The following is a 6,505-nucleotide window of genomic DNA, read 5'->3' as shown; positions in this document are numbered from 1 at the left end:
GGGGGCCGGGGGGCGGGGGGGGGGGGGGCCCCCCCCCCGGGGGGGGGGGGGGGGGGGGGGGGGGGGCCCGCCGCCCCCCCCCCCCCCCCCCCGAAACCGCGTCAAGGCGGCATCATGCGCGTCGCGACGGCCAACCAGTCGCAGTCCGATTCGCTCGATCCTGCGAAGGCCTCGCATACCGCCGACTATTCGCGCATGTTCATCTTCTACAGCGGCCTGACCGAGTTCGACAGCAACTTCAAGGTGCAGAACGCACTCGCCGAGTCGTTCGACACCAGCGATCACAAGCGGTGGACCGTCAAACTCAGGCCGAACGTGCATTTCCACGACGGCAAACCGCTCACGGCGGACGATATCGTGTTCTCGCTCTCGCGCCACAAGGACCCGATGACGGCGTCGAAAGCCAAGTCGATTGCCGATGCGATCGACTCTGTCAAGGCGACGGGGCCGCTGCAAGTGGAAATCGTGCTGAACGCGCCCAACGTCGATCTGCCCGCGCTGCTCGCCGTGCCGCATTTCGTCATCGTCGCCGCCGGCACGAAGGATTTCTCCAGGGGCAATGGCACGGGGCCGTTCGTCTGCAAGGAATTCACGCCGGGCGGCCGATGCGTCGGCACGCGCAATCCGAACTTCTGGAAGCCGGGGCTGCCGCATCTCGACGAAGTGCAACTCGTCGGCATCGTCGACGATGCTGCGCGTCTGAACGCACTGCTAGCCGGCGATATTCACCTCGTCTCGCCGGTGCCCGCGCGGGACGTCGAGCGCCTCAAGCGCGCCGGCGGCTTCGGCGTGCTCGAAAGCCAGTCGGGTCTCTACACCGATCTCATCCTGCGTCAGGACGCGACGCCCACCCGCAACCCCGAGTTCATTCAGGCGATCAAGTCACTGCATGATCGCGAGCGCATTCAGAAGACACTGCTGCGCGGCTATGCCACCATCGGCAACGATCATCCGGTCCCCGCGTGGCACCCCTATTACCTCGCCGGACTGCCGCAGCGCACCTACGACCCCGACCGCGCGAAGTCGCTCATCAGGAAAGCGAACCTGTCCGGCACGACGGCGGAAATGGTGGCCCCTCCTTCGATCGAATCCGCACTCGATTCCGCGCTGATGTTGCAGCAGGCTGCGATGCAGACCGACCTCAAACTCGACGTGCGCCGCGTGCCCGCTGACGGCTACTGGTCGACGCACTGGATGAAGCATCCCATGACCTACGGCTCGATCCTGCCGCGGCCGACGCTCGATCTGCTCTATACGCAGTTCTTCAAGTCGGATTCCGTGTGGAACGAGTCGGGCTGGAAGAATGCGCAGTTCGACGAGCTTCTGGTGCAGGCGCGCCAGGAGAAGGACGAAACCAGGCGCAAGCAGATGTACGGCGATATGCAGACCATCGTCTACGAGAAAGGCAGCATCATCATTCCTGCGTTCATCAACTTCATCGATGCGCATAGCAGCCATGTCAAAGGGCTCGCCGGTTCGCCTTCGGGACGCTTGATGGGCTACCGCTTTGCGGAATTTGCCTGGCTCGACGCTGCGTGATCGAGCGTTCGCGCGGACGCAAGCCTGCATGCGTCCGCAGCTTCGTGCTGCTGGTATCGGCACGGCGTCGATACCACCGAGCCCGATCATCGCCACTCAGAAGTGGCAGCCGCACCGCTGCCGCCGGTCGCCCGCGACTATGCGCGCGCCATCACGTCGCGCACACCGGATAAGGCGCAGTTCGATGTCTCAGAGCAACTGATCGGTGAACTCGAAACGACGGATGCGCTCATTATCAACACGCCGATGCACAACTTCACGGTGCCGGCAGCGCTCAAGCTGTGGATCGATTACACGCTGCGCATTCATCGCACGTTCGCCTCGACGCCGGAAGGCAAGGTTGGACTGATGCGCGACCGGCCGACCATCGTGATCGTCGGTTCGGGCGGTGTCCATAGCGGCGACCGCGCGCGGCAGCCGGATTTCCTGACGCCGTATCTGCGCTACGCGCTCGGCTCGATCGGCATCCACAGCGTGCAGTTTCTTCTCTTGCAGGGGCTTGTGATGGGCGAAGCGGCAGTAGCCGAGGTGCTCGCTGCGGCGCGCGCCCAACTTACCAGGAATCGAGTGTTCGCCTCGCTCGCCGCACAGGCGGCCGGCAGCGCGCGGACGGCGGCGGACGCGGCTGCACGGAGCGCATAGAGCACGCCGGACGGAATGCGATCCGAAAGCGCTACCGTCGCATCGTGCGATGGCGTGCCGCGCTGCGCCAATTCGCGATCTGGACACATGCCCCGCGCGTCAGCCGTCCAGACACGCGCGCAGCGTTCGCGCGAGACGCCCTGCTTCATCCGCATCGGCGATGTTCGCGAAGCCGATCACGAGGCCGCGCAGCGTGCGCCGCGCGCGCCCATTCGCGTACCAGATCGAAAGCGGCAGCACCGCAAGCCCCGCCTCGCGGGCGCGCGCGGCGACGCCGACGTCGTCGACCGGGCCATCGGGACCTTCGGCGAACCGCACCGCGAACTGAATTCCACCTGGCGGCAAATCGACAATCAACCGTTCGCCAAACGCCTGCTCTAGCGCGTGCACGATCAGCACGCGCCGCTCGGCGTACAACGCGCGCATACGCTTCAGATGCCGCGCAAAATGCCCCTGTCCAATGAAATCCGCCACGGCCGCCTGCAATAGTGTCGGCGATCCGGCGTTCATGCTGCGCGCCACCCGCCCGACGCGCTCGACAGCTCGCTCTGGCACCACCACATACGCGAGCCGCAAACCGGGAAACATCACCTTGCTGAACGTACCGCAATAGATCACGCGATCGCGCCGGTCGAGGCTCTTTAACGCCGGCAATGGCCGGCCCAGATAACGGAACTCGCTGTCGTAGTCGTCCTCGATGATCCAGCGGGACGCTTTGCCTGCCCAATCCAGCAGCGCCATGCGTCTTGCGAGCGACAGCGTGTGCCCGAGTGGGCTCTGATGCGACGGTGTGACCATTGCGAAGCGCGCCTGCGCATCCAGCAGTGTGCCGCGCTCGACGTCGATCCCTTCGCCGTCCACCGGCACCGGCACGAGTTGCACGCCGGTCTCTGCCAGAAAACCGCGCGCGAGCAGATAGCCGGGATCCTCGAACCACACGCGATCGTTCGGGCGGGCGAGACTGCGCAGCACGAGTTCGAGCGTCGCACGGTAGCCGCCGGTAATGAACACCTGTTCCGGCAGGCAGGTCACGCCGCGCGACAGCCCGAGATAGGTGGCGATATGTTCGCGCAGCGGCCGGTAGCCGGCCGGATCCGGGTACGCGAGCATCGCGCGTCCACCGCTGCGCGCGCGCTGCGCAACGAGACGGTTCCATACCTTGCCTGGAAACGCGTCGAGCGCGGGCAGCCCTGGTTGCAACGGCCGCGGCTCGCCGCTCATGGTGACGGTGACGGCCAGTTGGCGCGCCGCCGCTTGTGCATCGCGCGATTTACCCGGCGTCTGCGGCGTGCCCGCTGCTTCCGTGCTTTGCGTGCCGCGCGCGCCCTGAACCCCCTGCGCACGCGACGAGCGCATCACCGATGCCGGCAGCGACGCCGATACGAACGTGCCCGCCGCGCCGCGCATCTGCAGATAGCCCTCGTCGACGAGGATCGTATAGGCGAGCTCGACCGTGCCGCGCGCCGTGTTCAGTTGCGTGGCGAGGCCGCGCAGCGCGGGTACGCGATCGCCAGGACGCAGATGCCCCGCGGCGATCGCGGTCCTGAAACGCTCGCAGATCTGCAGATAGATCGGCAACTGCTGCTGCCGATCGATTTCGATGGTCAATGCGGGAGTCGGTACGCTCATGACGGTCTCGTGGGTAAGGGGAGCGGCAAACGACTTGGACTAGTCAGACCGACAGTTCTTGTCACTTTTCGATAGAACATGATTGTTCCACAATGGCCTCACGCGATGCGACGGCGGCGAACGCTTTCACGCGATACGACACTCGCCCGGCGCCCCACGCGTTCATTTACTTTCATCTGGAGAATCTGCCATGAAAATCGTCGTAATCGGTGGGTCCGGCCTGATCGGATCGCGTCTCGTGGCGCTGCTCAGCGAGGCGGGCCATGAGGCGCTCCCCGCGTCGCCGCGTACCGGCGTGAACAGCGTGACGGGCGAAGGCCTGAGCAACGCGCTCGCGGGCGCGGACGTCGTCGTGGATGTGACGAACGCGCCGTCATGGGAGCCGCAGGCGGTACTCGACTTCTTCCGCAATTCGGCGCGCAACCTTGGCAAGGCCGAAGTGGCCGCGGGGGTGCGCCATCACGTCGCGCTATCCATCGTCGGTTGCGACCGCTCGCCGGAGAACGCGTATTTCACTGCCAAGGTCGCGCAGGAGGAGTTGATCCAAGCGGCCGGCGTGCCGTACACCATCGTGCGCGCGACGCAGTTCATGGAGTTCATCGGCGGTATCGCGGATTTCGGCACGGTCGGCGGCACGGTACGCATCGGCGAAGGACTGTTTCAGCCGATCGCCGTAGACGATGTCGTGGCAAACCTCGCGCAGGTCGCGCTCGCCGCGCCGCTGAACGGCACGGTCGACATCGCCGGCCCGGACCGCGCGCCCTTCGCGGAGATCGTCACGCGTTATCTGAAATCGGTCGGCGACGCGCGCCCGGTGGTGACGGATCGCGACGCGCGGTACTACGGCGGCCTTGTCGAGGAACAATCGCTCGTGCCGCTCGGCGACGCGCGGATCGGCCGCGTCGGTCTCGACCAGTGGCTGGCCCAGGCTAAAAAGGGTTGATTGCAGGTTTAAGCGAAACCTGAATCAACGCGTCGACATTTCCCTTGATCAGAGCCGCCGGCCCGATCGGCGTTGAAGCAGAACGAAAATTTTCTGGGTAAAGCATGAGCAATTCACAAAAGGTCGTCGTCGTTACCGGTGCATCGCAAGGCATAGGCGCCGAAGTCGTCAAGGCGTTTCGCAAGCTCGACTATCGCATCATTGCGACTTCGCGTTCGATCAAGCCCTCGGAAGATCCGAACATCCTGACGGTTGCCGGTGATATTGGCGATCCCGCAACCGCCCAACGGGTCATTGCAGAAGGCGTCGCGAAGTTCGGCCGGATCGACACGCTGGTGAACAACGCCGGCATTTACATCGGCAAGCCTTTCACCGAACACACCACGGAAGACTACGCCGCGGTGGTGAACGTGAATATGACAGGCTTTTATTACATCACGCAGCTTGCCATCGCCGAAATGGAAAAGCATGCGAGCGGCCACGTGGTTAGCGTAACCTCCAGCACCGCCGACAATGCGATCAGTGGCGGATATTCAGTACTGGCAGCCCTGACGAAGGGTGGTCAGAACGCCGCCACGAAGTCGCTGGCGATCGAGTACGCGAGGAAAGGTATTCGCGTGAATGCCGTCGCGCCGGGGATCATCAAGACGCCGATGCACGCACCCGAAACCCATGAAGCGTTGGGCGTCTTCCATCCGCTCGGGCGCATGGGCGAGATGAGCGATATCGCCGATGCGATTCTGTTCCTTGATTCCGCACCGTTCATCACGGGAGAAATCCTGCACGTCGACGGCGGCCAGAGCGCTGGTCGCTAAACTTACTCGGGCACCGCAAGCCGGTGCCCTTTCGTATCCCTGCAGCAATTACATCATTATGGATCGCCCTTGCACTGGTAAATGGCACTCGATAGGCGGTCAGAGGTCGACTACGCGAACGTCCACCCGTGCCTGCTTGAGTCGCTGGGTCAGCGATCGCGCGATGACTCGATACCGCTCAGGATGAGATCGATTCCGGCGAGAAAATCGACCCGGTCGTCATGAACGCGCAAGTGGCCGGCGAGGCTGCGTGCAAACGGATACTCATTCGGATCGAGCCGGGACCACACAGTCGCCATTGCGTCCAAAAAGTCGGCTCTGTCGACGTCTCGCGTCCGGGCGAACTGCGTGTTGGCGGCGTTCTGTCCTGCGACGCCAAGGATGTAGTGCAGCAGCGCGGACACCGCGGCCCACTGTTCCTCATCCGGCACACCAAGCGCGCGAACCTGCTGACCCAGGCATTCGACAATGCGCACCATGGGCAACTGCCCCGCCACTCGTGTGAGCGCCGAGCCAACCCACGGATGCGCGTCGATCGCGTCGAATATGCCCAGCGCAAGGGCGCGAATCGTCGCCTCCGGTGTCGCGCCGACCACGCACGACACCATCGTGCGAGCGACGATGGCGTCGCAGGCGGCGGTCAGCAGATCGCTCTTGTTTTCGACGTGCCAATAAATGGCGCCAGCACCGGTGGCAAGCCGTTCGGACAGGGTGCGGAACGTCAGTCCGCTTTCTCCACTACTGTCCAGAAGCGCGATCGACGCCTCGATGATGCGATCCCGCGAGAGCGATTCTTCTCGTCGTTGAGGGCTGCGTGGAGCGTTACGTGAATTTTTGGTCATGCCGCATCTTGACACATTTGGAATGTCGTTCCAATATCATGGAATGACGTTCCATAGCTATCTGCGGAATTCCCGGTGGCGACCTCCAACAACAT

Annotated in this window: 6 protein-coding genes; 4 read left to right on the top strand and 2 right to left on the bottom strand. The window is 64.0% G+C overall.

Annotation, left to right across the window (positions count from 1 at the left end; translation table 11 throughout):
- Together PQR32_RS12830 and PQR32_RS12825 are read left to right on the top strand one after the other, a co-directional pair.
- Positions 1-1,539, top strand: a 1,539-nt coding sequence (locus PQR32_RS12830) for an ABC transporter substrate-binding protein (RefSeq protein ID WP_408226720.1), incomplete at its 5' end; no start/stop codon positions are given.
- A gap of 24 nt (positions 1,540-1,563) precedes the next feature.
- Entirely contained in the window at positions 1,564-2,181 is a 618-nt protein-coding gene (locus tag PQR32_RS12825) for an FMN-dependent NADH-azoreductase (protein WP_408226744.1), read from the top strand.
- A gap of 99 nt (positions 2,182-2,280) precedes the next feature.
- On the opposite strand, the gene pdxR is transcribed toward PQR32_RS12825, so the two are convergent.
- On the bottom strand, positions 2,281-3,810 hold the full coding sequence (gene pdxR / locus PQR32_RS12820) for a MocR-like pyridoxine biosynthesis transcription factor PdxR (RefSeq protein WP_408226717.1): 1,530 nt from the start codon (positions 3,808-3,810) through the stop codon (positions 2,281-2,283).
- A gap of 190 nt (positions 3,811-4,000) precedes the next feature.
- Between pdxR and PQR32_RS12815 the strand changes: the two genes are divergently transcribed.
- Both PQR32_RS12815 and PQR32_RS12810 read left to right on the top strand, forming a co-directional pair.
- Positions 4,001-4,753, top strand: coding sequence for an SDR family oxidoreductase (locus tag PQR32_RS12815; RefSeq protein ID WP_408226714.1), 753 nt, complete (start codon positions 4,001-4,003; stop codon positions 4,751-4,753).
- Between the two features lie 104 nt (positions 4,754-4,857).
- Positions 4,858-5,568, top strand: a complete 711-nt coding sequence (locus PQR32_RS12810) for an SDR family NAD(P)-dependent oxidoreductase (protein WP_408226711.1) — start codon at positions 4,858-4,860, stop codon at positions 5,566-5,568.
- 149 nt (positions 5,569-5,717) lie between these two features.
- Here the strand turns inward: PQR32_RS12810 and PQR32_RS12805 are convergent, their stop codons facing one another.
- Entirely contained in the window at positions 5,718-6,410 is a 693-nt protein-coding gene (locus PQR32_RS12805; protein ID WP_408226709.1) for a TetR/AcrR family transcriptional regulator, read from the bottom strand.
- Positions 6,411-6,505: the final 95 nt, after the last annotated feature.

It is taken from the genome of Paraburkholderia dipogonis (assembly GCF_046027395.1).
Taxonomy (GTDB): domain Bacteria; phylum Pseudomonadota; class Gammaproteobacteria; order Burkholderiales; family Burkholderiaceae; genus Paraburkholderia; species Paraburkholderia dipogonis_A.
This window is presented reverse-complemented; position numbering and strand designations above follow the sequence as displayed.

What these genes read in the sequence shown, in the direction of transcription:
- PQR32_RS12810 (WP_408226711.1), top strand. Translation starts at nt 4,858, where the DNA reads ATGAGCAATTCACAAAAGGTCGTCGTCGTTACCGGTGCATCGCAAGGC.
- pdxR (WP_408226717.1), bottom strand. Translation starts at nt 3,810, where the DNA reads ATGAGCGTACCGACTCCCGCATTGACCATCGAAATCGATCGGCAGCAG.
- PQR32_RS12815 (WP_408226714.1), top strand. Translation starts at nt 4,001, where the DNA reads ATGAAAATCGTCGTAATCGGTGGGTCCGGCCTGATCGGATCGCGTCTC.
- PQR32_RS12805 (WP_408226709.1), bottom strand. Translation starts at nt 6,410, where the DNA reads ATGACCAAAAATTCACGTAACGCTCCACGCAGCCCTCAACGACGAGAA.